General features: G+C 71.9%; 17 protein-coding genes. 10 read left to right on the top strand and 7 right to left on the bottom strand.

Annotation, left to right across the window (positions count from 1 at the left end):
• Positions 1-138 precede the first annotated feature (138 nt).
• Positions 139-1,530, top strand: coding sequence for an FAD-binding oxidoreductase (locus tag AB0F15_RS26425; RefSeq protein ID WP_360275495.1), 1,392 nt, complete (start codon positions 139-141; stop codon positions 1,528-1,530).
• Positions 1,531-1,614: 84 nt separating this feature from the next.
• On the opposite strand, the gene AB0F15_RS26420 is transcribed toward AB0F15_RS26425, so the two are convergent.
• Both AB0F15_RS26420 and AB0F15_RS26415 read right to left on the bottom strand, forming a co-directional pair.
• Positions 1,615-2,373 carry a winged helix-turn-helix transcriptional regulator gene (locus AB0F15_RS26420; RefSeq protein WP_360275492.1) on the bottom strand — a complete coding sequence of 253 codons (759 nt, stop codon included), beginning with the start codon at positions 2,371-2,373 and terminating at the stop codon, positions 1,615-1,617.
• Positions 2,374-2,487: 114 nt separating this feature from the next.
• Complete coding sequence (locus tag AB0F15_RS26415) at positions 2,488-4,482, bottom strand: MFS transporter (RefSeq protein ID WP_360275490.1); 1,995 nt, start codon at positions 4,480-4,482, stop codon at positions 2,488-2,490.
• Here AB0F15_RS26415 and AB0F15_RS26410 point away from each other — a divergent pair.
• A complete protein-coding gene (locus tag AB0F15_RS26410) occupies positions 4,400-5,263 on the top strand; it encodes a TIGR03560 family F420-dependent LLM class oxidoreductase (RefSeq protein ID WP_360275487.1) in 864 nt (287 codons plus the stop codon). The genes AB0F15_RS26415 and AB0F15_RS26410 overlap by 83 nt on opposite strands.
• Before the next feature lie 79 nt (positions 5,264-5,342).
• On the opposite strand, the gene AB0F15_RS26405 is transcribed toward AB0F15_RS26410, so the two are convergent.
• Positions 5,343-6,926, bottom strand: coding sequence for a 4-hydroxyphenylacetate 3-hydroxylase N-terminal domain-containing protein (locus tag AB0F15_RS26405; protein ID WP_360275484.1), 1,584 nt, complete (start codon positions 6,924-6,926; stop codon positions 5,343-5,345).
• Between the two features lie 319 nt (positions 6,927-7,245).
• On the opposite strand from AB0F15_RS26405, the gene AB0F15_RS26400 reads away from it, so the two are divergent.
• From AB0F15_RS26400 to AB0F15_RS26390, 3 genes are read left to right on the top strand one after another with little or no spacing between them, the layout of a single operon-like run.
• Positions 7,246-8,706: a multicopper oxidase domain-containing protein gene (locus AB0F15_RS26400; RefSeq protein WP_360275481.1), complete on the top strand. Its 1,461-nt coding sequence runs from the start codon at positions 7,246-7,248 to the stop codon at positions 8,704-8,706.
• Between the two features lie 10 nt (positions 8,707-8,716).
• Positions 8,717-9,787, top strand: coding sequence for a DUF2855 family protein (locus AB0F15_RS26395; protein ID WP_360275479.1), 1,071 nt, complete (start codon positions 8,717-8,719; stop codon positions 9,785-9,787).
• Positions 9,788-9,832: 45 nt separating this feature from the next.
• Positions 9,833-10,567, top strand: a complete 735-nt coding sequence (locus tag AB0F15_RS26390; RefSeq protein WP_360275476.1) for a DUF2306 domain-containing protein — start codon at positions 9,833-9,835, stop codon at positions 10,565-10,567.
• Between the two features lie 82 nt (positions 10,568-10,649).
• Here the strand turns inward: AB0F15_RS26390 and AB0F15_RS26385 are convergent, their stop codons facing one another.
• The gene (locus tag AB0F15_RS26385; RefSeq protein WP_360275474.1) at positions 10,650-11,996 is read right to left on the bottom strand and encodes an extracellular solute-binding protein; all 1,347 of its coding nucleotides are present in this window, start codon (positions 11,994-11,996) and stop codon (positions 10,650-10,652) included.
• A 303-nt stretch (positions 11,997-12,299) separates the two neighbouring features.
• Between AB0F15_RS26385 and AB0F15_RS26380 the strand changes: the two genes are divergently transcribed.
• Positions 12,300-13,460: an acyl-CoA dehydrogenase gene (locus tag AB0F15_RS26380; protein ID WP_360275472.1), complete on the top strand. Its 1,161-nt coding sequence runs from the start codon at positions 12,300-12,302 to the stop codon at positions 13,458-13,460.
• A 201-nt stretch (positions 13,461-13,661) separates the two neighbouring features.
• Here AB0F15_RS26380 and aroF read toward each other — a convergent pair whose 3' ends face one another.
• Both aroF and AB0F15_RS26370 read right to left on the bottom strand, forming a co-directional pair.
• Entirely contained in the window at positions 13,662-14,747 is a 1,086-nt protein-coding gene (gene aroF, locus AB0F15_RS26375; RefSeq protein ID WP_360275470.1) for a 3-deoxy-7-phosphoheptulonate synthase, read from the bottom strand.
• A gap of 114 nt (positions 14,748-14,861) precedes the next feature.
• Entirely contained in the window at positions 14,862-15,659 is a 798-nt protein-coding gene (locus AB0F15_RS26370) for a TIGR03084 family metal-binding protein (protein ID WP_360275467.1), read from the bottom strand.
• Between the two features lie 312 nt (positions 15,660-15,971).
• Here AB0F15_RS26370 and AB0F15_RS26365 point away from each other — a divergent pair, with 312 nt between their 5' ends.
• The 4 genes from AB0F15_RS26365 to AB0F15_RS26350 all read left to right on the top strand — a co-directional run bounded on the left by AB0F15_RS26365 (position 15,972) and on the right by AB0F15_RS26350 (position 21,591).
• Positions 15,972-16,301, top strand: coding sequence for a YciI family protein (locus AB0F15_RS26365; protein WP_360275464.1), 330 nt, complete (start codon positions 15,972-15,974; stop codon positions 16,299-16,301).
• 319 nt (positions 16,302-16,620) lie between these two features.
• Complete coding sequence (locus AB0F15_RS26360; protein WP_360275461.1) at positions 16,621-18,108, top strand: PQQ-binding-like beta-propeller repeat protein; 1,488 nt, start codon at positions 16,621-16,623, stop codon at positions 18,106-18,108.
• Positions 18,105-19,442, top strand: a complete 1,338-nt coding sequence (locus tag AB0F15_RS26355; protein ID WP_360275458.1) for a hypothetical protein — start codon at positions 18,105-18,107, stop codon at positions 19,440-19,442. Before AB0F15_RS26360 ends, AB0F15_RS26355 begins: the two co-directional genes overlap by 4 nt.
• A gap of 202 nt (positions 19,443-19,644) precedes the next feature.
• Positions 19,645-21,591, top strand: coding sequence for an anthranilate synthase family protein (locus AB0F15_RS26350; RefSeq protein WP_360275456.1), 1,947 nt, complete (start codon positions 19,645-19,647; stop codon positions 21,589-21,591).
• Positions 21,592-21,617: 26 nt separating this feature from the next.
• On the opposite strand, the gene AB0F15_RS26345 is transcribed toward AB0F15_RS26350, so the two are convergent.
• Complete coding sequence (locus tag AB0F15_RS26345; RefSeq protein WP_360275453.1) at positions 21,618-22,421, bottom strand: maleylpyruvate isomerase family mycothiol-dependent enzyme; 804 nt, start codon at positions 22,419-22,421, stop codon at positions 21,618-21,620.
• Positions 22,422-22,449: the final 28 nt, after the last annotated feature.

Raw genomic sequence — 22,449 nt, 5'->3', positions numbered from 1 at the left:
GCCGCGGGGTGAAGCACGCTGCGAGAAGACATCGGCGCCCCGGCGCCCCCACACTGGGAGGCGGTTCGAGCCGATGGCGATGTTCGGCGTGCTCCGGCCCCCACCATCGCTGCACCAGACTTGAGGGGATTTGCTCACATGGCTGAGAAGACGAACCCGGCCGGCGGAGAAGGTGCCGTGCCCATCGCGCGGTTGCGCGCCGAGGTCGAGGGCGCGGTGCTCCTGCGCGGCGACCCGGGCTACGACGAGGCACGCGCGATCTACCTGGGCGGCCTCGACCGGCACCCGGCCGTGGTCGTGCGGCCCGCGGGCGTCGAGGACGTGGCGCGGGTCGTCTTGGCGGCCCGCGACAGCGGGGTGCCGCTGGCGGTCAAGAGCGGCGGGCACAGCCCGTTCGCCGTCTGGGACGGCGGGATCCTGCTCGACCTGTCGACCCTCCGCGACCTGGAGATCGATCCCGAGACGCGCACGGCGTGGGCCGGGACCGGCCTGACCGCGGGGGAGTTCACCACCGCGGCCCACGAGCACGGCCTCGCGCTGGGCTTCGGCGACACCGGCACCGTCGGCCTCGGTGGCCTCACCCTCGGCGGCGGGATCGGCTACTTCGTCCGCAAGTACGGCCTCACGATCGACCACCTGCTGGCCGCCGAGGTGGTCACCGCGGACGGCACGCTGCACCACGTCGACGCCGAGCACGAGCCCGACCTGTTCTGGGCGCTGCGCGGCGGCGGCGGCAACTTCGGTGTCGTGACCCGGTTGCGGTACGAGCTGACCGAGCTGCACACGATCGTGAGCGGCCTGCTGGTGCTGCGGGCGACGCCGGAGAACATCGCCGGCTTCGTGAAGCTCTCGCACGAGGCGCCGGAGGAGCTGACCAGCATCCTCAACATCTTCAACGCGCCGCCGATGCCGTTCATCCCCGAGGAGCTGGTCGGCACGCCGGTCATCCTGGCCACGATGGCCTACGCGGGGGAGGGACCGGCCGCCGACGAGGCGATCGCCCCGTTCCGGGCGCTGGACACCCCGATCGCCGACATGATCGAGACGATCCCGTTGCCCGGCCTCTACCCGGAGGAGGACGACTTCAACCCGATCGCCGCCTCCCGCAACCTCTTCATGGACACCGTCGACCTCGACGACGCGGTGCTGATGCTGGACCGGATCGCCGCGTCCACGGCCGACATGGCCGCGGTGCAGATCCGGGTGCTGGGCGGCGCGGCGTCCCGCGTGCCCGCCGACGCCACGGCCTTCGCGCACCGCGACCGCCAGGTCATGATCAACCTGGCGGCCATCTTCGAGGACCTCGAGACCGCGGAGGAACACCACCGCTGGGTCGACGAGCTCACCGTCGCGCTGCAGAAGGGGGTGCCCGGCATGTACGTGAACTTCCTCGAGAACGTCCGCGAGGGGCGCATCCACGAGGCGTACCCCGAGGCCACCTGGACGCGGCTGCGTGCGGTCAAGCGCGAGTACGACCCCGCCAACGTGTTCCGCGTGAACAACAACATCCCCCCGGCCGAGGACGCGTAACAGCAACCCCGGTACCCGAAAGCGGGCCCGTCCGATCCGGACGGGCCCGCTTTCGTCGTGCGGTTCTTCGGCTGCGGGGCGGACTCAGCTCCCGCCGTGGGGGAAGATGCGGAACATCTCCGCGAACCGATCCAGCAGCGCGGGGTCGCCGCTGATCCGGACGAGGTCCGTGGCCAGCGCGCCGGCCGGGGTGAGGTCGCCGGTCAGCAGGTCCTTGAGCGACGTGCCTGCCTCGAGCACGAGGTCGGCGCCGGGGAGCGGGCCCGCGGCCACGCGCACGGCGCCGTCGGCCACCGAAGCGTTCAGGACGATGTCTCCGAAGTGGACCTCGTAGGTGACGCGGGTGTCGCCGGCGGCACTGGGGACGAAAGTCGTGCGCAGGGCCATGACCAGGGAGTCGACGGTGACGATCTCGTCGGACCGCGGGACGTCGAGCAGCCCGGCACCCCACCGGCCGATCGTCAGCAGGACGTCCTCCAGGCCGAGCCCGGCCTCGGTGAGCTCGTAGACCGTGGGCCCGGCCGGGGTCAGGCGCTCACGCACGACGCCGGTCCGGGTGAGCTCACGCAGCCGCGAGGAAAGGATGTCCGCCGGCACCCGCGGCAGCCCGCGCAGCAGCTCGGCGTACGTCTTCGCCGACACCAGCAGGTCGCGGACGACCAGGAGCGCCCAGCGCTCGCCGAGGACCTCCATCGCCCGCGCCACGCCGCAGTACTGCCCGTAGGTCCGCCCGATCGGCGACCCCAGCTCGCCGATGATCGCCTCGCGCTGCGCCGAAGCCGCCACAGCGGCGACCGCCCCTTCGCGGCGATCCACCGCCACGCCGGATTGAACTTCACTCATCGCTACCTCCACTTTGTCGGACCGGCGGGATCCCACCGGTCCGCGCCGTGGTTGTGCCTGAACACGCCGAAGGCGGCACTTTCACTGTGAAAGTGCCGCTTCGGTGCCGAGCGGTCAGACGACCTCGGCTGTCTGGTCGTCCGCCGGTGTGGCCGCCGTCTCCTCGGCCGGTGCGGCGCCGGCGCCGAGCGGGGGCACGTGCCGGACCTTGACCGCGACCAGCACGGCGGCGGCCGCCAGGAGCACGGCCGCGATCGCCGAGACGAGGTGCATGCCGGCGGTGAAGGCGTCGCGGGCCGCCGCGACCACCTGCCCGGGCAGGTGGTCGGCCACCGTCAGGGCGCTGGCCGCGCTTTCGCGGGCGGCGTCGGCGGTGGCGGACGGCACGTCGGACGGTACCGCGTCGGTCATCCGGCTGCGGTAGACGGCGGTGGCGGCGGTCCCCAGGACGGCGAAGCCCAGCGCGGCCCCGATCTCGTTGCCGACCTGCGGAATCGCCGACGCGGCCCCGGCCTTCTCCGGCGGGGTGGCGCCGAGCACGAGACCCATGCCGAGCGACAGGAGGGGAGTACCGCCGAGGCACCACAGGGCGAAGGCGATCACCAGGACCACCGACGAGGTGTCCGTGCCGACCTGGGTGAACCACAGCAGGGCCAGCACGACGACGAACAGCCCGCCCGCGATGAGCGTCGCGGGCCGGACCCGGCGGGCGACGACCGGCGCCACCGTCGTGCCCAGTGCGGACACGGCCATGCCGGGCAGCAGCGCCAGACCGGCCTGGAGCGGGGAGAGCCCGGCGACGTTCTGGAACCACTGGGTCATCAGCAGCATCACCGCGCCGGTGAGCGTGCTGTAGGCGAACAGGGCCAGCAGCCCGACCCGGAACTCGGTGATGCTGAACAGCTTCAGGTCCAGCAGCGGGTCGGTCAGGTGCCGTTGGCGGCGCACGAACAGGACGCCGAACGCCACGCCGACGAGGATGGCGGCCGTCGGCAGCGGCGCGAACCCGTACTTCGCGACTTCCTTGATGCCGTAGACGAGCGGCAGGATCGCGGCGAGCGACATGACGGCACTGACCAGGTCCAGCCGTCCGGCGTCGGGGTTGCGGTACTCCGGCAGCACGATCGGGCCCAGCACGAGCAGCAGCACCATCACCGGGACGCCGATCAGGAACACCGAGCCCCACCAGAAGTGCGACAGCAGGATGCCGCCCGCGATCGGCCCGAGGATGGCTCCCATGGTGAACGCGCTCGCCCAGAAGCCGATCGCGAGCCCCCGCTGCTTCTCGTCGCGGAACATGGTGCCGACCAACGACAACGTCGACGGCGTCAGGGTGGCGCCCGCGACGCCGAGCAGCGCCCGGGACGCGATCAGCAGCTCGGGGTTGGGTGCGTAGGCCGAAATCACCGACGCCACGCCGAAGACCGCCGCGCCGATCAGCAGCAGCTTCCGGCGGCCGATCCGGTCACCGAGACCGCCCATCGTGACGAGGAACCCGCCGACGACGAAGCCGTAGATGTCGACGATCCACAGCTGCTCGATGCCGTCCGCGCCCAGGTCCGCGCTCACGTGCGGCAGGGCGAGGAGCAAGGTGAACAGGTCGAACGAAGTCATCAACGCGGCCAGCGCCAGTACCGCGAGGCCGGTCCATTCCCGCCTGCCGGCCGTGGCCGGTACAGCGTCGGTAGTCATCTGCTGAGTCCTCTCTCTGTTCTCGCGTTGCCGCGCCCGTCCACGTCGCGGGAGCCGGTACCGGTGCTCGAGCGGGTCTCCACGGCGGGAGGCCCCGATCCGGGGGTGGACGGGGTGGTCCGGCTGCCCTCGGTGTCCTCGTCGCGGCGGTTTCTTTTCGCGTGAATACGTGATCGTCCCGTGCCCGTCCCGCGAGCGGCATCTCTCACCGTGCGCATCTCGGTGACCACTCGCATCCCGAGGGTGACGACCCGGGAACGGCGCACGAGCGGAGAAGCCGCGGCGGGACCGCCGCGGCCACGATGGAGACCGGCTTACGCTGGGAGGCAGTGCGATGAAGGTTGGTTTGGAGCTCGGGGAGTTCGGCTGGGACGGTGGGCCGGCCGCGATGGGCCGGACCGTCGCCGAGATCGCCACGGTGGCCGACGCCGCCGGCTACGACTTGATCGGCGTCGGCGACCACGTCTGGCAGGGCCCGCACGCGGGCGGGCCGGAGATGCCGCAGCTGGAGTGCTTCACCACGCTCGGCGTCATCGCGGCGAACACCCGGCGGTGCCGGCTCGCGCCGATCGTGGCCGGCGTGCACTTCCGCGCGCCCGCGCTGCTCGCCAAGATGGTGACGACGCTGGACGTCCTCTCCGGTGGCCGGGCGGTGCTGGGCGTCGGCACGGGCTGGGACGCCGACGAGGCGGCGGGCATGGGGTTCGCGTTCCCGTCGCTCACCGAGCGGTTCACCATGCTCGAGGAGACCCTCGAGATCTGCCTGCAGCTCTGGCGCGGCGACGAGCGGCCCTTCGAGGGACGGCACCACACCCTGGCGCGGCCGCTGATCGAGCCGAAGAGCCTGTCCCGCCCCCACCCGCCGATCATGCTCGGCGGCGGTGGCCGGAAGACCCTTCGGCTGGTCGCGCGCCACGCCGACGCCTGCAACGTCTACCCGGGCCCGGACCTGGCGGAGAAGCTCGACCTGCTCCGCGCGCTCTGCGCCGAGGAAGGCCGCGACTACGACACGATCGAAAAGACGTGCATCTTCCCGTTCGCGGTCGGGGAGGACGGCACGGGCGCCGGCGAGCTGACCGACGAGCTGCACCGGCTCGGCGAGGCGGGCATCGACACCGCCATCGGCATCGTGTCCGGGGCGAACCCGGTCCGCCAGGTGGCCGTCATCGGCGACAAGGTCGTCTCCGCCTTCGCGTGACCGCCGCGCAAACCCCCGAAAGCCACCGCCCCCGCCGGAATCCGGCGGGGGCGGTGGCATTTTCCGGGTCGTTCCCGCCTCAGCCGTTGAGCAGGTCGTTGCGGCGGCTGCGCAGGTCGTCGAACGAGGAGAGGTCCGGCACGGTCCAGCCGTCGAGGTCGTACTCGGACAGGCACTGGTCGACGAACGCCTTGTAGCCGTCCACCTTGCCGTCCGCCAGTTGCGAGTTCCACAGCTCCACGCGGGTGTTCTCGTGGTTGCCCGCGTAGTTGCGTTCGTACAGCTCGTGGCGCCCGCCGAACTCGGTGCCGACGGCGTCCCACAACAGCTTCATGACCTTCACGCGCTCGACCGCGTCGATCCCGTTCGAGCCGCGCACGTACTTGTCGAGGTACGGCCGGATCTCCGGGTTCTTGAAGTCCTCCGCGCTGGAGTTGAGGTAGATCAGCCCGCTGGCGATGTCCTGCTCGACGATCTCCTTGACCCGGGGGTAGCCGATCTGCATGAACCACCGGTAGGCCAGCATGTAGTCCGGGTTCGGCAGCACCGCGCCGTCGGTCCACGGCACCGGGTTGCGCGCCGCGGCGTCGGACATCCCCCAGAACAGGTTGCGCCAGGCCAGCACCTCGCCGAGCCGGCTCTGCACGCCGCGGAAGTCCTTGGTGCCGGTGATCTCGACGGCCTTGGCCAGCAAGCCGGCGATGAACTCCAGCTTCACCGCGAGGCGGGTGCAGCCGTGGAAGGTGAACCGTTCCGGGAACCCGGAGCGGCCGGTGAACAGCTGCACCTTGCCGAGGTGGCCGTAGATGAAGACGTTCTCCCACGGCACGAGCACCTTGTCCAGCACCAGGATCGTGTCGTTCTCGTCGAGGCGGGAGGACAGCGGGTAGTCGAACGGGCTGCCCATCACCGCGGCCTGCGCGGTGTAGGACGTGCGGCAGATCAGCTTCATCCCCGGCGCGTTCATCGGGATCGTGGCCACCAGCGCGAACTTCTTGTCCTTGATCGGCAGCCCGTAGTGCGCGATGAAGTTGTAGTGCGACAGCGCCGACCCGGTGGCGACCACCTTGGCGCCGCTCACGATCAGACCGGAGTCGGTTTCCTTCTCGACGTGGACGAACACGTCGGCGACCTCGTCCGCCGGCCGGCTGCGGTCCACCGGCGGGTGCACGATCGCGTGGTTCCAGTACAGGACCTTCTCCTGCGACTCCTTGTACCAGCGCCGGGCGTTGTCGGAGAACGGCGCGTAGAACTCCGCGTTCGCGCCGAGCGTGCCGAGGAAGGACGCCTTGTAGTCGGGGCTGCGGCCCAGCCAGCCGTAGCTCATACGCGCCCACGCGGCGATCGCCTGCTGGTCCTTCACGAGATCGTCGGCGCTGTGCGGGGTCGTGAAGAAGCGGTGGGTGTAGCCCTCGCCACCCCCGGCGTCGGTCGGCGCGGTGAGGACGTCCCGGTTCGCCGGGTCGTGCAGCGCGTCGTAGAGCCGGGCGACCATCCTGGTGGGGTTGCGGAACGCCGGGTGCGTGGTGACGTCCTTGACCCGCTCGCCGTAGAGGTAGATCTCGCGGTCGTCGCGCAAGCTCTCGATGTACTCGTCGCCCGTCAGCGGGCGGGTGCTCGGCCGCGTGCCGGGCCCGTCGCTCGGGACGTCCCGATCGGTCATCGGTTACTTCCTTATCGTCACTTGCTCCGGGCGGCTGTCTCAGGGGTGTCGCGGGGACAATCGTCCCACCGGGAACCGGTCCCGGTTTCTCGCGACGTGCGCCGACCAGGCAATCGACAAGATGTCCGGCCGGATCGCCGGTGCAAGAGTGGGGGAACTCGGACCGGGTCGCTTTCCCATGGAGCACAACGGGTCCGAGGCCGTCGTCCCGCCGCGTGGGCACTGCGCCGATCGCGTGTCCTGGCCGATGGTCTCGTGACCCCCCCGGCGAGCCCACCGCGCCGGCGACCGGGAACCCGGTGCACGAACAGGAGCAGGGATGAAACGACGGCATTTCCTCACGATCGGCGGCGCGGCCGCGGGTAGCGCAGTGCTGCTCCCGCTCACCCGCGCGGTGCTGGCCGACGCGCAGGAACCGGTGCCGCACCCGCACGGGCACGCGACCCCCAAAGCGGGGACGTCGCTCGCCACCGCCGGGGTGCGCGCGGAACGGTTCGAGGCCACCATGCCGGTGCCGCCGGTCCTGCGGCCGGTGTCGTCCACATCGGACACCGATGTCTACCGGCAGGACATCACCGCCGCCGACGTCGGGATCCTGCCCGGCCTCACCACCCCGGCGCTCACCTACGGCGGCTCGTTCGTCGGCCCGACCATCCGGGCGACCAGTGGCAGGCGGGTGCTGGTCACCTACCGGAACACCACCACCGAACCGGTGAACGTGCACCTGCACGGCGGGCACGTCGCCGCGCAGCACGACGGCTACCCGATGGACGTGATCCAGCCGGGTGGCACGCGGACGTACGAGTACCTGAACCAGCAGCCCGGTGCGACGCTCTGGTACCACGACCACAGCCACCACCTCGAGGCCGCGCACGTCTACCACGGCCTGGCCGGGTTCTACCTGATCGACGACCCGCGGGAGCAGACGCTGCGGCTGCCCGACGGCCAGTACGACGTGCCGATCATGCTCCGCGACGCGCTGTTCGAGTCGACGGGCGAGCTCTTCGGCGACGGCGACCCGGCCGAGCGGACCACCTTCCTGGCCAACGGGAAGCCGGTGCCCCACTTCCAGGTCGCCGCGCGCAAGTACCGGTTCCGGCTGCTCAACGCCGCGAACGAGCGGAACTTCCGGCTCGGCCTCGATGGGGCCGAATTGGTCCAGATCAGCACGGACGGCGGCCTGCTGCCCGCGCCGCTGCACCGCACCGAGCTGGTGCTCAGCTCCGGCGAGCGGGCCGACGTCGTCGTGGACTTCTCGCGGTACCCCGTCGGCACCCAGCTCGTCCTCGCCGACGCCACCGGTGGTCCGGTGCTGCGGTTCGACGTGGTGCGCACGGCGGCCGACACCAGCAGGGTCCCCGACCGGTTGCGGGTGCTCCCCGCGCTGCCGCCCGCCACGGTGACCCGCGAGGTCACCCTCGGCTTCGGCGCCGACGAGACCGGGTACCCCCAGGGCCGGGTCAACGACCGGCCCTTCGACCCGGACCGCGTCGACTTCCAGGTCCGCTACGGCGCGACGGAGATCTGGCACGTGGTGAACACGGACCCGATCGACCACAACTTCCACCTGCACATGACCCAGTTCCGGGTGCTGGACCGGGGTGGCGATCCGGCGCTGCCCCAGGACGCCGGGCGCAAGGACACGATCATCGTGCCCGCCGGCCGGTCGGTGCGGGTGCAGGCCACGTTCACCGGGTTCCTCGGCAAGTACGTGTACCACTGCCACTTCCTCGAGCACTCCTCGCTCGGGATGATGGCGCAGCTGGAGATCGTCCCCTGAGGGAGTTGAGATGACCACAGTGGACAGCTGGGACTTGCTGACCGCCAAGGACGACCTGGCGGTGAGCGAGGTCCGGCAGGCGCCGGCGGTCGCGCTGGGCGCGGGCGAGGTGCGGCTCGCGGTCGAGAAGTTCGCGCTGACCATGAACAACGTCACCTACGCCCGGCTGGGGGACGCCGAGCTGCCGTTCTGGTCGGCGTTCCCCGCACCCGACGGCTACGGGCGGGTCCCGGTCTGGGCGTTCGTCCGGGTCGTGGAGTCGCGCCACCCCGGCGTCGCCGAGGGCGAGCGGTTCTTCGGCTTCGTGCCGATGGCGACCCACCACGTGGTGCCCGTGGCCCCGACCGCGCGCGGCCTCCTCGACACCGAGCCGCGCCGCCGGTTCCTGCCCACCTGGTACCGGACGTTCCAGCGCGTGGGCGAGCCGGACGAGCTCGACGACCGGCGCGCGGTGTTCCGCCCCGTGTTCCCCGCGTCGTTCAACCTGGCGGACTTCGTCGCCGGGCACGTCGGCCGCGGGGCCAAGTCGCTCCTGGTGACCGCCGCGTCGGCCAAGACGGCGATCGGGCTCGCCCACCTCGCGCGGAACACCGGCCTGCCGACCGTCGGGCTCACCTCGCCCCGCCACGTCGGGTTCGTCCGCGAACTGGGCTGCTACGACGCGGTCGCGGGCTACGACGAGCTCGGGTCGGCCGCGGTCCTCGCGCCGGCCGTGTGCGTGGACTTCACCGGCGACGACCGGCTCATCGGCGCCGTCCACGCGCGGTTCGCCGCCGAGCTCGGGCAGCTGGTGCTCGTCGGCTACACCCACACCGACGCGGTGCCGGAGCTGCCGGACCTCACCGACCCGCAGCCGGAGTTCTTCTTCACCCCGGCGGTGGAGCAGCAGACGGTGGCCGCCGAGGGGGAGGAGCGGTTCTACGACCGCTACCACGCCGAGGAGGACCGGTTCCTCGGCGGGACGGCGGCCTGGCTGACCGTGCGCCCGTTGCGCGGTCACGAGGCGATCGCGGCCGGTTTCCGCGCTCTGCTCGGCGGATCGCGGTCGCCCGCGGTCACCGAGGTGTTCAGTCCACAGTAGACGAAATTGGCCCACCCCCCCGAACCCACACGCTAGGAGCACATCGTGACACAGGAGATGGAGCACGTCCGCCCACCGGTACTGGAGCCCGACGACCTGCCCCGGCAGCGGACAGGAGGGGCGCAGGCGGCGAAGCCGTTCTGGCGCCGCCCCTGGATGATCCCGCTGTGGCTGGTCACCGCGGCCTTCCTGTACCTGCAGGTCGAACCGTTCGTCGGCACCCCGGAGAGCATGGCGCCGGTCCCGCCGCACGACGGCTTCGCGGCCTACTACCCCCTGCTCATCTCCCACATCGTCTTCGGCACGGTGGCGATGGTGACGGTGACGCTGGCGGTGTGGCCCTGGCTGCGCCGGCAGCACCCGGCGGTGCACCGGGTGGCCGGGCGGGTCTACGTCACGGCGACCGTCGTCGGGGGCGTGTGCGGGCTGATCATCATGCCGTTCGCCCCGCCGGTCGGGAAGGTCGGCGTCACCATGTCCACGACGCTGTGGATCGTCACCGCGATCGTCGCGTTCGTGGCGGCGCGCACCGGCCGCTTCGCGCTGCACCGCAAGTTCATGCTGTACAGCTTCGCGCTGGTGATGAACAACGTGTGGGGTCTCTTCGCCGCGCAGATCGTGATCGGCTACCAGATCCAGATGGACTTCACCTACCTGGCGGAGTTCGCGCGCTGGGTGGGCTGGGTCGTCGACCTCATGCTGGTGCAGTGGTGGCTCTACCACACCGCCCAGCGCCCCGTCGAGGGTCCGGTCCGGCAGTCATTGGCCTCCGTCCGGTAGCGGCGGGCCGGCACGAAGAAGCTCCTCCGGGACCGGGTCCCGGAGGAGCTTCTTCGTCGTGCCGCCCGGAGGCGCCGGGCGCTCAGGTGCCGACGACCAGCCAGCCGGGATCGCGCGGGCCCTCGCCGAGGCAGGTGGCGTTGTAGTGGTCCAGGGCCTTCTGCGCTTCGGCGGTGGCGCGGGTGAACCGGGCCAGCGGGTCGGCACCCCGGACCACCACGTCCTCCATGGCCGCCATGATCGCGGTCTGGATGCCGTGGGAGCCGGGGAACACGGGCACGCTCGAGCCGGGGGAGCGGTCGGTCCGCTCCAGCTGTCCGGTGGCGACGCGGTGCACCGGGTGCGCGGCGAACCAGCCCTCGGTCTCCAGCACCGCGGCGGCGCCCTTGGTCACCGGGGTGGAACCGCTCGCCTTGTGCCACTCGGCGGCGTTGCGCGGGCTGTTCAGGTACTGCATGAACGCGAGCGCACCGTCGCGGGTGACCGGGTCGAGGCCGTCGGCCAGCCACATGGCGTCCCCGCCGATCCAGTTGCCCGCCGGCGCCGTGCGGCCGTTGTAGGGCAGCATGCTCACCGTCACGTGCGGTTCGGCCGGGTCGCCGGACATGAAGTTGATCGCGAACGACGAGTCGACGCGGAACGCCACGCGCTGCTCGGCGAACGCGGCGCCGTTGCCGAGCCAGTCCTCGAACTTCCCGGTGTAGACGTACTGCCCCCGCTGCGCCAGCTCCCGCCACCACTCGACGTAGGCCATGACTTCGGCGGAGGTGAGGTCGACGGTGGTCGCCCTGGCGGCGTGGCCGTTCTCGTTGTCGAGGAACAGGCCGCCCTGCAGGGCGACCGCCTGCTGGAACAGCTTGCCGTCGATCGGCCAGGTGATGGCGTGGGCGGGCCCGCCGTCGAGCCGGGCGACCGCGGCGCACGCGGCGCTCAGTTCGTCCCAGGTGGACGGCACGGTGTCGATGCCGGCCGCGTGCAGCATCGCGGTGTTGGTGTAGAGCAACATCGTGGACAGCGTGAGCGGCACGGCGGCGATCTCGCCGCCGATCCGGTAGAAGTCGCGGCAGGCGTCGACGAGGTCGTCGAGGATGACCGGCTCGCCGAGGATTTCGGTGCGGTCGCCGATCTGCCCGGCGACCGGGGTGAACACCGGCCTGCCGTCCGCGGTGACCGTGTCGATCGCCTGCTGGCTCGCGCCGGAGTAGTACGACGCGATCGTGGGCGGCTTCCCGGCCAGTGCCTCCGTGGACACCTGCGTGGGAAGGTCCTCGTAGTAGCAGCCGCGGATGACGACCTGGTACTCCGGGTGGGCCCGCTCGAACTCCGCGGCCCGTTGCCGGACCGGTTCGAGGAAGCCCGGGAACGGGTACTCGGACAGCAGGACGTCGATGACGGTGCGCGGGCTACGGTCTGCGGCGCTGGACCCCATGGGACCTCCAGTCGTGCGGGAGCACCCGGCGCGGGCGCGCGTCGGTATCGGTTTTCATCGTCGGCGCTGGGCGGAGGCGGGCACGTCTCCCGCCGTGCTTGGTGCCGCGTCCGGCGGGCGGGCGACCGGCAATTCCGGAGATGCGGTCGCCGACGCCGGAATGGGACGCTGACCTCGCATCGGCATGACAGGGAAAGGGCGTGCTGTCCCATGGCTTTCGCGGCGAGTCTTCCCGAGCGCGGCTTTCCGCTCCCTCCGGAACCGGGGCTGACCCCGGCGGAGGTCGTGGCTCGTGCGGAGGCGATGATCCCCGCCCTTGTCGAGCGCCAGGCCGAGACCGAGCAGCGCACCTTCTACGCGCTCGACACCCACGAAGCCTTCCGGAAGGCCGGCTTCTACCGGATCCTCGTGCCCCGGCGCTACGGCGGCTACGAGTTCGGCGCGGACACCTTCATGCGGGTGGCGGTCGCGCTGACCCGCGGCTGCCCGTCGACGGGCTGGATGTACACCCTCGGTGCCGCGCACGCGCTGGCGGTGGCCACGATCTTCCCCGAGCGGGCGCAGGACGAGGTCTTCGCGGCGGGCGACTTCATCGCGCCGTCGACGATCATGCCGTCCGGCACGGCCGAGCGCGCCGAGGGCGGCTGGGTGATCAACGGCACCTGGGGCTACTGCTCCGGTTCCCCGTACGCCACCCACTTCGTCGGGCACACGCTCGTGGCGGCCGGTGACGGCGCGCCGCCGGAGCCGATGGCGTTCATCGCGCCGCGCAGCGTCTGGCGCCGCCTCGACGACTGGGGCGGCCAGCTGGGCCTGCGCGGCAGCGGCTCGCACAGCATCACCATCGAGAACGGGTGGATCCCGGACCACTTCACCATTCCCGGGCACCTGAGCCAGTTCTCGGTGGCCGACGGCACCCCCGGGCTGCGGCTGCACGGCAACCCGCAGTACGGCGGCGGCCCGCTGAGCTTCATGAACCTGGAGAGCGCCGTCCTCGCCGTCGGCATCGCCAAGGGCGCACTCGACGCGTACGAGCACCTGATGCGGACCCGGACCACGCTGTTCCCGCCCGTCGTGGGCCGCGTCCACGACACGGACTACCAGTACTGGTACGGCGAAGCCACCGGGATGATCGCCACCGCGGAGACCGCGGTCCTCGGTGCGATCGGGCAGTGGCGGGACGCCTGCGCCGCCGGCCCCGACGCGTTCACCACCGAGCTGGAGATGCGGCTGGCCGGCATCAGCAGGCAGTCGGTGCAGCTGTGCTGGCACGCCGTGGAGGGACACCTGCTGCCGACCGCCGGGTCGAGCTCGGTCCGCCACGGTGAGCGCCTCGAACGCACGTGGCGGGACCTGTCGATGCTGCACACCCACGCGGGCTTCGCGGTGTTCCTCGCGGCCAAGGCGCAACGGGAGCTGACCAAGGCGCACTTCGACGTCGCGGACGACGGCCTCGCGGGGTGACGCGGCGGCGTGCGAACGCCGGAAGGCGCGTTCAGGACGGTAGAACGTCCGGGACGCGCCTTCCGTCGTATGGTGCCCGTCGTGAGCCCGTCGCCCGGGCACGGAAACGCCCGGCGCTCGGGGCCGAGGGTCCGGAGCGCCGGGCGGATGCCGAAGGAAGCCCCGGCCGGGGGAGGAATCCCCGCCCGGCCGGGGCGAGTGTCAGCCGGCGAGCCGCCGCCGCTCGTGCCGGGCGTGGCCTGCCATGCGACGGCCCATGAGGGCGGTCAGCTCGGCCACGCTGCGGGACAGCTCCTGCAGATCGCCGGCCGTCAACGCCTGCGGTCCGTCGCACAGGGCCAGATCGGGCTGCGGGTGCACGTCGACGATGAGGCCGTCGGCGCCCGCGACCACGCCGGCCCGGCTGAGCGGCAGCACCAGGTCGCGCCGGCCGCCGGAGTGCGAAGGGTCGATGATCACCGGCAGGTGCGACAGCCGCTGCACGACCGGTACCGCGGAGATGTCCAGCGTGTTCCTGGTCGCGGTCTCGAACGTGCGGATGCCGCGTTCGCACAGCACGATGTCGAGGTTGCCGCGCTGGGCGATGTACTCGGCGGCCATCAGCCACTCCTCGATGGTGGCGTTCATGCCGCGCTTGAGCAGCACCGGCTTGCCCACCGCGCCGACCGCCTGCAGCAGCGAGAAGTTCTGCATGTTGCGGGTGCCGATCTGCAGCATGTCCACATAGGACGCGACCATCGCCACGTCCTCCACGGCCACGACCTCGGTGACGATCGGCAGCCCGACCTCGTCCCGCACGTCGGACAGGATCCGCAGCCCGCGCTCGCCGAGCCCCTGGAAGGCGTACGGGGAGGTGCGTGGCTTGAAGGCACCGCCGCGCAGCACGGTGGCGCCGGCCGCCTTGGCCATCCTGGCGGCGGCCAGGGTCTGCGTCGGCGTCTCCACCGCGCACGGCCCGGCCATCAACGTCACGGTGTCCGGACCGATCGGCACGCCGCCGACGTGGACGACCGACCGCTCCGGGTGGTGCTCGCGGCTGACCAGCTTGTGCTGGGTCGAGATCCGCTTGACCTTGGCGACGCCGCGCATCGCCTGCAGGTTCAGTGCCTCGAGCTGGTCCACGTCACCGACCAGGCCGATGACGACCCGGCTGACCCTGGCCTGCTCCCGGCCGCTGACCGGGTCGTAGACCCCGGTCACGCCGCGGCTGACGAACGCTTCTCCACCGGTCGATTCCACGAGCGCGACGACCGCGTCGACATCCGCGGCCGCAGCGTCCGGCGCCATCACGATCACCATCGTTGCGGTACCCCACATTCCTTGTCGAACCGGTTACGGATCGGTCGTGCCGGGCCGCGGCGTGGTCCTTCGCCGCGGCCCGGCAGGGGTGGCACCGGAGGACTACCGGCGGGCGAACCGGCCGGGGGCACGCCCCGAGCCGGGCGACCCGCGGTAGGCCTGTGCGATGTCCAGCCAGTGGTCGGCCTCCGCGCCTTCGGCGACGAGCGCGAGGTCGTCGCGGTGCCGTCGCCTGGTCGCCAGCAGGCAGAAGTCCGCCGCGGGCCCGGTGATCCGCTGTGCGGCGCCGGCCGGGCCGAACGTCCACAGTGTCCCGGACGGCGCGGTGAGCTCGAACCGGAACGGGTCGGCCGGCGGCGTCAGCCCCCGGGCCTCGTAGCCGAAATCCCGGACGAGCGTGGCGAACCAGGCCACGTGCCAGAGCCGGTCCGTGGGCGCACGGTCGACGCCGAGCGCGTCCGCGACGTCCTGCCCGTGGGCGAACAGTTCCATGAACCCCGCGCAGGCCAGCACGGCGGGCGGCAGCGGCCGCACCAGCCAGGGCACCGGCTGGTCGCCGGGCACGGCGGCGAGGGCCTTGAGCGCGGTGTCGCGTTCGTCGCGCCACCGCGCGAACAGCACCTCGGCCGGGCCGGGCAGGAATTCCCCGAGCGCGGCGTTCACGGCCGCGTCGAAGTCCGTGGCGGCCCCGGCGGTCGCCACGGCGAACGCCTCCGGATCCGCGGCAGCGGTGCCCGCAAGGCGGAAGACGAAAGCCAGGTGGGCGATCTGGTGGGCGACCGTCCAGCCGGGTGCCGGTGTCGGCAGCGCCCACCGGGATTCGTCGAGTCCGGACAGCAGCTGGTCCATTTCGCCGGCTTCCGCGGCCAGATCGGAAAAGACGTCTCGCTGCTCGGTCACGTGTCAGTCCTCTTTCGCCACGATGTCGCCCCGCGTCGCGATTCCGGGGCACGGGCCGTAATCCACGATGACCGCCGGGCGGGTCGCTGTCCTCTTCGCCAGTGCGACACGCTCGCCGCCCGCGAGCGGCGACCGGGCGCGGACAAGAGCAACGCCGAAGATGCGCACCGGGGAATCCGGCGGTAATGCGCCGCAATTGCGGCGCACCCATATCGGCGAAATCACCCCCCGGGTGCGGTTGGTCCGCTGTCGTTCGTTGTATGGTGTCTGTGACTCGTTTACCGGATCGCCGAACCAGAAGGAGAACCAATCATGGCCCAGTTCGCCGTATTGATTTTCGACAAGGAGATTCCGTTCGAGGAAATTCCGCCGGAGATCCTCGAGCAGCACGGCGAGGTCGAAGGCAAGGTCGAGGGCACCGGCGGCAAGATCGTGGCCGGTTACGCCGCCGCCCCGACGTCGGAGGCCCGCACCGTCCGCGGGGACGCGGTGGCCGAGGGTCCCTTCCACGACGTCAAGCAGCAGCTCACCGGCTTCTTCGTCATCGAGGCCCGCGACCTGGACCACGCCGTCGAGATCGCGAAGTTCGTGCCGATCGTCGACGGCGGTGTCGAGGTGCGCCCGTTGCTCGGCGAGGAGTGACCCGCCCGCGCCCGCGGCAGGTTCGCGGCGCGGCACAACGGTGGCAGCCCGGCGGGGCCGTGCAGACGGCTCCGGCCGGGCTGTCGCGTTCCCGCAGTGGGGCACGACGGAAGAACCACTGCAGAGTGCGCGTGGGTACGGTCCCTGGGGTGGGGGCGGCCGGGCTGCTGGCTCGACCGAAACACCAGTACTGGAGGGTCTTGCCATGCGCTTGCGCCGGAACCGCGGCGGTCGGTCCGCTGGCCGATTATCTCTCACCATCGCCGTCGGCGCGCTCTTCGTGCTCGGCGGATACCCTGTCGCCACAGCGGAATCGAGCGTGATCCCGCGCGACTGCGTCGTCGGCTCGACGTGGTCGGCCCCGAACGCCGACAAGTCGAACACCCGGCACGTCAGCGGTCCGATCAACTCCCACAACGTCGGCTCGCTCCAGGTCGCGTGGAGCGTGGCGAACCGGACCCCCGCACCGCCGGACCGGTGGCCGGGCGTCTACGCCACGACTCCCGTCGTGGTCGGCGGCACCGTGTACACCCAGGACCTCGACTCCAACGTCTACGCGATCGACCTGGCGACGGGCCGGGTGCTGTGGACGAAGATGTACAACTCGACCATCAACGGCCCCAACGGGGTCAACGTCGTCGACGGCAGGGTCTACGCCGCGACCACCTCGACCGCTTTCGCGCTGGACGCGAAAACCGGCACGGAGCTCTGGAGCAAGCGGCTCATCCGCAACGACAACGAGGGCATCAACATGGCCCCCGGCGTCGACCGCGGCACCGTCTACATCTCGACCGGCCCCGGCAACGCGGACGCTTTCTTCGGCGGCGGCGGCGCGGGCGTGCTTTGGGCGCTGGACGCCAAAACCGGGCAGACGAAGTGGCAGTTCAACTCCGTCCCGCTCGACCTGTGGGGGCACCCGGAGCTGAACTCCGGTGGTGGCATCTGGTACCCGCCGAGCTTCGACGAGCGCGGCGACCTGTTCGTCTCCGTCGGCAACCCGGCGCCGTTCCTCGGCGCCGAGAACTACCCATGGGGTTCGAGCAGGCCCGGCCCGAACCTCTACACGAACTCGGTCGTCAAGCTGGACCACGCGACCGGCCGCGTGCTGTGGCACAACCAGGTCCTGCCGCACGACATCTACGACTGGGACCTCCAGAACTCGCCGGTGCTGACGACGGCGGCGGGCCGGCCGGTGGTCATCGGCTCCGGCAAGGCCGGCTACATCTTCCAGTTCGACGTGACCGACGGCCGGATGCTGTGGAAGACGCCGGTCGGCAAGCACAACGGCCACGACAACGACAACTTGCTGGCGATGAACGGGGAGTTCGACAAGCTGCCCCAGTTGCCGGTCGAGGTGTTCCCCGGTGTGCTCGGCGGCGTGATCTCCCCGATCGCGGTCGACGGCACCACGGTCTACGCCGCGGTGAACAACTACAGCGCGACCTGGGTCTCCCAGACGGGCTCGCCGGAGTTCGCTCCGTTCGACCAGGGCACGGGTGAGCTGGTCGCACTCGACCTGGTGACCGGCCGGGTCAAGTGGAGCCACCCGTTCCCCGCCTCGGACTACGGCGCCGCGTCGGTCGTGAACGACCTGGTGTTCACCACCACGTTCGACGGGAAGGTCCACGCGCTCCGGACCGCCACCGGTGCGGAGGTCTGGACCACCCAGCTCCCCGCCGCGGCGAACGCGCCGGTGACGATCAACGGTGACTACGTCATCGCGGGCAGCGGCTGGCCGTTCACCCCGGACCAGCGCGCGGAGATCGTGGCCTACCGCCTCCCGACCGAGAAGGGCGGCAGGCGATGACCGCCACCGTGGGGCGGACGCAGCCCGCGCCGGCCGTGGTCGCCGCCGGGCTGCAGTTCCCGACGAGCATCGCCTTCGACGACGAGGGCCGGATCTACGTCGCCGAGTCGGGACTCCCGTTCGGCGGCGCCCCGGCCGGGGGCCGCGTCTGGCGGCTGGACACCAGGCCGGGCCGTCCGGAACGCACGCTGTTCGCCGAGGGGCTCGCCGGGCCCGTCACCGGGCTGTGCTGGCACGAGGAACGGCTCTACGTGTCCGAGGGTGGTGCCGGGCGGATCACCCGCATCGACCCGGACGGCTCGCGCACCACGATCGTCGACGGCATGCCCGGCCCCGGCAACTACCACACGAACACGGCCGTCGTCGGCCCGGACCGCAAGCTCTACTTCGGCCAGGGTGCGATGGCGAACCTGGCGGTCATCGGCCTCGACGCCTACGAGATGGGCTGGCTGCGCCGGCTGCCGCACGCCCACGACGTCCCGGGCCTGGACATCGTCCTGACCGGCGACGACGCGGTGACGTCGAACCCGTTGCCGGACCTGCCGGGCGAGCAGGCCACCACCGGTGCGTTCGTGCAGTTCGGCACGCCGACCACCGCCGGGCAGCGGATCGCCGCCGAGCTGCCGTGCACCGCGGCCGTGCTGCGGTGCGAGCTCGACGGCACCGGGCTCGAACTGGTGGCCTGGGGCGTGCGCAACGCCTTCGGCCTCGGCTTCCTGCCCGACGGGCGGCTGCTGGCCCTGGACCAGGGTGCGGACGACCGCGGCAGCAGGCCCATCGGCAACGTGCCGGACCTGCTGCTCGAGATCCGGCCCGGTGCCTGGTACGGCTGGCCGGACTTCGTCGGCGGCGAACCGGTCACCGCACCGCGGTTCCGGCCCGAACGCGGTGCCGCGCCGTCGTTCGTGCTCGCCAACCACGACGAGCTGCCGCCGCCGGAACGCCCGCTGGTGGAGTTCGAGCCGCACGCGGCGGCGACGAAGTTCGCCGTGGTGCCCGCGGACGCGGAACGCTTCGCCGGCCAGCTCGTCGTCACGCTGTTCGGCGACGAGGCCCCGATGTGCCTGCCGGGGGGCGGTCCCGCCGTGGGGCGGTACCTGCTGCGGGTGGACCCGGTGGACTGGAGCACGCACCGGATTCCCGTCGGGATGCCCCTGCACCGGCCGATCGACGTCGCGTTCGGCCCGGACGGCGCGCTCTACGTCGTCGACTTCGGGGAGTTCGAGATGTCCGAAGACGGTGTCCGGGCCAAGGCCGGCACCGGCTGCGTGTGGCGACTGGACGACTGGTCCGCGGTGGCGTCCGATGTGGACGGCCGGGGTGCGGACCAGTAGGTCGTGACCCGGACGGTGGTGCGGCGGTGCGCGGGCCGGTCCCGTGCCCGGCGCGCCACCGTCTCGGTCACGGCCCGGTTCGGCGTACTGAGTCGATCGTCACCAATCCGACCACAGTTGCGGCCGAATGGCTTCGCGGCAACGGTTACGTGCTGCGTGGGGGGCCGGCCTGCTTTCGGGCCGGATCGGTAAGGAGACCATCGTGCACGACGCCCCGGCCCAGTCCGCGCTCGCCAGGATCGTGGCCGGCGCCGCGCCGGCCTTCGCGCTGCTGCACCGCCCGCACACCGGGGACGCCGACCGGGTCGACGTGCTGCTCGGCGAAGTCGCCGAGGTAGCGGACCTGGCCGGTCTGCCGCTGCCCGCGGCCGAACCGGCCCCCGGCGGCGACACCCGCGCCGATCTGCTGGTCCTGGTGCCCTACCGGCAGATCGCGGAGCGGGGGTTCGCGGTGTCCGACGACGGCACCCCGCTGCTGGCCATGACCGTGACCACGCAGGAGTCGGTGTCCCGCGAGGACGTGGCCGCGCTGGTGCCGGACACCCCGCTCGAGGTCACCGGCGGCCGGTTCGACCTCGGCGACGAGGAGTACGCCGAGCTCGTGCGCCGCGTCGTCACCGACGAGATCGGGCGGGGGGAGGGCGCCAACTTCGTGCTGCGGCGCTCGTTCGTCGCGACGATCGAGGGCTACTCGCCCGCGGCGGCGCTGACCATCTTCCGGCGCCTGCTCGGCAGTGAGCTCGGCGCCTACTGGACGTTCGTCGTGTGGACGGGGTCGCGCACGCTGGTGGGCGCCACCCCGGAGCGCCACGTCACCCTCGACGACGGAACCGTGGTGATGAACCCCGTCAGCGGAACCTACCGCTACGCGCCGGCGGGCCCGACCGTCCCGGAGACCCTGCGCTTCCTCGCCGACCGCAAGGAGGCCGAGGAGCTCTACATGGTCGTCGACGAAGAGCTCAAGATGATGGCCGCGATCTGCGACCGCGGCGGGCGGGTCGTCGGCCCCTACCTCAAGGAAATGGCCCGGCTCGCGCACACCGAGTACCTGCTGGAGGGCCGCAGCGGGCTGGACGTCCGCGACGTCCTGCGCGCGACGATGTTCGCGCCGACCGTGACCGGCAGCCCGCTGGAAAGCGCGTGCCGGGTGATCGCGAAGTACGAGCCGGGCGGCCGCGGCTACTACAGCGGCGTGCTCGCGTTGTTCGGCAGGGACGGCCGCGGCCGGCACACGCTGGACTCGTCGATCCTCATCCGCACCGCGGACATCGACGCGGGCGGGGCCCTGCGCATCGCCGTCGGCGCGACCCTGGTCCGCCACTCCGACCCGGACTCGGAGGTGGCCGAGACCACCGCCAAGGTCGCCGCGCTGCTCGCCGCGATCCAGCCGGGTGCCACCGCGCCCAGCCGCACCGCGGGGCGTGCTGCCGGACCCGGTCCGAGACCGCGGTTGGGGGCGGACGATGCGGTGGTGCGGGCCCTCGCCAAGCGGAACGCCCTGCTGGGGTCGTTCTGGCTGGCCGATCCGGCCGTCCGCGCCGTGGGGGACCCGTTCCTGACCGGCCACCGCGTGCTGGTGGTCGACGCGGAGGACACGTTCACGGCCATGCTCGCGCTGCAGCTGCGCGCGCTCGGCCTGCACGTGACCGTCCGCCGGTTCGACGAACCGTACGTCCTGGACGGCCCGGACGGCCCGGACCTGGTGCTGGTCGGTCCGGGCCCGGGCGACCCGCGGGCCGACGCCCACCCCAAGATCAGGGCGCTGGGGGAGCTGACCGACCGGTTGCTCGCCGAGGGCCGCCCGTTCGTCTCCGTCTGCCTCGGGCACCAGGTGCTGTGCCGTCGGCTGGGGCTCGAGGTGGTGCGCCGGGCGGTGCCCCACCAGGGCCTGCAGCAGGAGATCGACCTGTTCGGGACCGCCCGGAAGGTCGGCTTCTACAACACCTTCGCCGCGTTCGCGCCCGCGCCGCCGGGCATCCAGGTGAGTGCCGACCCGGTCACCGGTGAAGTACACGCACTGCGCGGCCCGCACTTCCGGTCGATGCAGTTCCACCCCGAGTCGGTGCTCACCGAGCAGGGGCCGGACATCCTGCGCGAGGCGCTCACCCCGCTGATCGCCGCGACCCCACCCGCCACGCGGTCCGCCTGAGCCGATCCGCGGCTCGCCCTGGCCGGTCAGCCGCTGACGTGCGCGGTGTTGTCGAGCCAGTGCTGGGCGAGGCCGGTGTCGCCGTCGATGCCGATGTCGGTGGCTTCGCGGTCGGTGAACGGGATGCGTCTGGTCAGGATCAGCAGCAGCGATCGTGCCGGGCCGGTCACCGTCACGTCGGCCGGCCGGGTTGCGTGCTCCCACGTCGCCCCGGCGGGCCGCCGTTCGACGAACCAGGCGCCCACGCCGTCCGCGGTGTCGGTGGCCCGCCACTGCAGGGTCTGCCCGGTGCCGCGGATGGCGTGCGCGGACGCGGGCCGCTGCAGCTCCCAGGTGGGGGAGGTGAGCATCGTGAGGTGGTTGCCGATGAGCGCGGCGGCGATGTCCGCGTCGACGTCGAGCGGGCGACCCGCGGCGCCGGCGGCGTCGAAGCCGTGGACGACCGCCTCGTTGAGCATGCTGGACATCCAGAAGCGCGTCCCGGACCGCTCGTCCCCGGCGGCGTTGAAGACGGGCGCGTCGAGCGCGTCATCGGAGGACGCGCCGGCGAACCGCTGCGCGGACTCCGTGAGCCACGCCTGCCACTCGCGGGGATCGGCGGGAACCACGGCCATCTCCGTCGGCAGCTGTGCGGGATCGGCGATGCGCCGCTCGATGATCTCCGCGACCCAGTGCTGGGTCTGGCCCACGTGCGCGACGAGGTCGGCGACGGTCCACCCGGGAGCCGTCGGCACGGCGGCGTCCGGTCCGGCCTCGGCGGCGGACTCCGCCAGCCGCCGGGTGTGTTCGACGATCGCTCGCCGGACCTGGTCGGTGCTCAGTTCGGTCATGGAGTGTCCTTGGTGTCTGGTCAGCCGG

Origin of the sequence: Amycolatopsis sp. NPDC026612 (assembly GCF_040638285.1) — a bacterium.
Classification (GTDB): Bacteria; Actinomycetota; Actinomycetes; order Mycobacteriales; family Pseudonocardiaceae; genus Amycolatopsis.
This window is presented reverse-complemented; position numbering and strand designations above follow the sequence as displayed.